The 2,875-nt window shown below is 57.8% G+C and carries 3 protein-coding genes; 2 read left to right on the plus strand and 1 reads right to left on the minus strand.

Annotated elements, in window-relative coordinates; translation table 11 throughout:
- Positions 1-28: 28 nt before the first annotated feature.
- On the minus strand, positions 29-1,081 hold the full coding sequence (locus tag LQ956_RS14745; protein ID WP_238623496.1) for an AI-2E family transporter: 1,053 nt from the start codon (positions 1,079-1,081) through the stop codon (positions 29-31).
- An 822-nt stretch (positions 1,082-1,903) separates the two neighbouring features.
- Between LQ956_RS14745 and LQ956_RS14750 the strand changes: the two genes are divergently transcribed.
- Both LQ956_RS14750 and LQ956_RS14755 read left to right on the plus strand, forming a co-directional pair.
- Positions 1,904-2,125: a ribonuclease HepT family protein gene (locus LQ956_RS14750; protein ID WP_238623497.1), complete on the plus strand. Its 222-nt coding sequence runs from the start codon at positions 1,904-1,906 to the stop codon at positions 2,123-2,125.
- 46 nt (positions 2,126-2,171) lie between these two features.
- The gene (locus LQ956_RS14755) at positions 2,172-2,459 is read left to right on the plus strand and encodes a DUF4389 domain-containing protein (protein ID WP_238623498.1); all 288 of its coding nucleotides are present in this window, start codon (positions 2,172-2,174) and stop codon (positions 2,457-2,459) included.
- Positions 2,460-2,875: the final 416 nt, after the last annotated feature.

The raw sequence follows: 2,875 nt of genomic DNA on the forward strand, positions 1-2,875 counted from the left end.
CGGGTCATTTTTATCATTGAGGATTCAGCTAGACGGGATCCCGGTGATTGAATTCCCGAATAAAAATGCCCCAAAACGCCATGAACAGCGCGGCAATCAGCGGCCCGATGACAAAGCCGTTAATGCCCACCAGGGCAATGCCACCGAGCGTGGACGTCAGCACCAAATAGTCGGGCAATTTGGTGTCCCGACCCACGAGGATCGGGCGCAGTATGTTGTCAACCAGGCCAATGACCACAGCGCCAAAGAGGGTGAGAATAATAGCATCCACATAGTTGCCGACGGCGAACAGGTAGATGGCCACGGGCCCCCAGATCAGGACGGCGCCAATGGCGGGGATCAGGGAGACCACCGCCATCACCACACCCCACAGCACGGCCGCGGGAATACCCAGGAACCAGAAAATGATCCCACCCAGAGAGCCCTGGATCGCAGCAATCACGATATTGCCTTTCACAGTGGCGCGAGTGACTTCGGCAAATTTGGCAAACAGCAGGCCTTTGCGCTCCTCGCCGAGCGGGACCGCCTGCTTGACGAGTTCAACCATGCGCTTCCCATCTCTTAGCATAAAGAAGGTGAGGTAGATCATGACGCCAAGATTCAGGATAAACTGAAAGGCGTTATGGCCAATATTGATGCTGCGCTCAGCCATAAATTTACCGGTGGCCATGGCGGCCTCGGTCACCCGGTTCTGGAGCTCATCGAGTTGGACATCGTACCTGAGCAGCATCTCTTGTATGAACGGGAAGCGGGTGCTGACCTGGGTCACGATTCCTTCCAGACTGATATCACCGCTGTCGAGCTTTTGGTAGAGGTTGATCCCTTGGGAAACCACGGAGCTGGCGACAAAGATGAACGGGATTACCACGATGATGATACTGATGCCCAGGGTCGCAAGCGCGGTGACGTTGCGTCGGTGGTTGAATCGGGGCAACAACCATTGCTGTACGGGAGTGAAGATGATGGCGACGGCGCAGGCCCAGAAAATCGGCCCGAAAAAGGGTTTCAGCACCCAGAGAAAGCCTACGGAAACCAGCAGCAACAGCCAGAAAAAGGTTTGCGTTTCCATTTTGGATGTCATTGTTCTGACTCCTTGACGGTTGGCTTTACGATGGGTTTTCCATCCCTCAATGGCAAACCTTCTTTGAACTCTCAAGCACTACCTTACAAATGCCCTGAACGGCGGGGCTTGCCACGCACTGGGTCATCAATAAGGTAGGGTGGCGTATCCTGTTGGCTGATCACAACCAAGATCTCAACCAACAAAAACGGACACACCATGACCAAATCTACCCTCCGGGCTGTTTCACAATCAGAACCCCGGATCCCGGATCCGCTGCACGAGCTGCTGCGCCAGAGAGGGCGCGAGGCGGCTAGCCGTCTCCTGTAGGTAGCGGTCCACTTGAGACACCCCCGAAGTGAACGCGGCTCGCTGATGGCGAGCCTTGTCGAGCGGCTCAATGATGACCGAAGCGGGCATCAGTGCCTGTCCACCGTCTCCCGGTGGTGAGCAAAGGTGGCGCGCAGCCGGGGGGCGCATCATCATGGGGAAAGGCGGTCGGCATGAAGGCCTCCTGGGTGCACTGGCAAGAGATGCCTGCACCGGCTAAACGTCACGCCTAAATAGTACGCCCATTGTGTGGACATCTCCACGACCACAAGAGCGTAGTCGCAGCGTGCTGCCTGCAGCGGGCGTGGCATGGGCCCCTCCTGGACGGTGTTTTCCACAGCCAGATCCTGTGGTGTTGCTTCTCACCCAAGGCGCAGGATTCACTGGCTGGCCGCATGGAAGTCATCTACCTGTCGCTGGAATTTCAGGGTATCCGGATTTGAGTGTGTTTCCGGCATCTGAACCGGCCTTCGTCATATTCCGGGCCAAGGTACTCGCAGAGGCCCGCCCCGTATGACCCGCGACCAGCAACGTCTTGCCGACTACCTCGCTCACATCACCGAGGCCATCGAGCGCATCGACCGCTACACCGGAGACATGGACAGGATGGCGTTCCTGAGCAACCAGTTGGTGCAGGATGAGCGGCATTCGCTCGAAAACACCGACGAGCCATCCTCTTTTGCCAAGCACTCGGCAGTGGCAGCGGCTATCTTTGGTATCAGGCCGACACGATGAATATGGCTCGTGCCGCCCCTACCCACATCATCCAGGAGCCAGACCCATGAACTCGCCGCCCCATACCGTGCCGCCCCCGCCCAAGAACCTTTGGTTTCATGGTCTCATCATGCTGATCCTGGTGCTCCTGGTGAATCTCGCCCAAACCGTGCTCGGTATTTGCGCCATCCTCCAGTTCTTCTGGATGCTGTTCACCAACGAGCGCAACGCGAGTATCGCCTGGTTCGGTCAAGGCATCGCCCATTGGCTGGCGGTCACCGCCCGCTTTCTGACAGGCGAGTCGGACGAGCGCCCATTTCCATGGACAAGCTGGTCAGGACCCCACACTGACTGAGGGGAGCCCCTGCGACGATGAACCACCTTGCCCGGGAATTGATCTCGTTCGCCGTGCGTGCCCCGTCAGGCCATAACACCCAACCGTGGCAGTTTTAGGTGGATCGAGACATCGTGAGGATCTACCCCGACCTGTCCCGGCGCCTGTCCGTCGTCGACCTGGACAATCACGCGCTGTTCATCAGTCTGGGTTGTGCGCTCGAAAACCTGATCATTGCGGCCGCACATCAAGGGCTTTCAGCCCGCACTGACTGCCGGCGCCCGAAAAGATGCAGCGCCTGTGCGCTTCCCCTGCTCGCTAACAAGCTCACGGCCCGATGGACTACGAGTTGCGGAAAAGATTTTCGAGTTCCATGCGCTGCGCGGCATGTTTGGCTGCGTTCTCGTGCGCAAGCTTTTTCAGGTTGAAGACTGGAG

The organism is Ectothiorhodospira lacustris, assembly GCF_022227845.1.
Classification (GTDB): Bacteria; Pseudomonadota; Gammaproteobacteria; order Ectothiorhodospirales; family Ectothiorhodospiraceae; genus Ectothiorhodospira; species Ectothiorhodospira lacustris.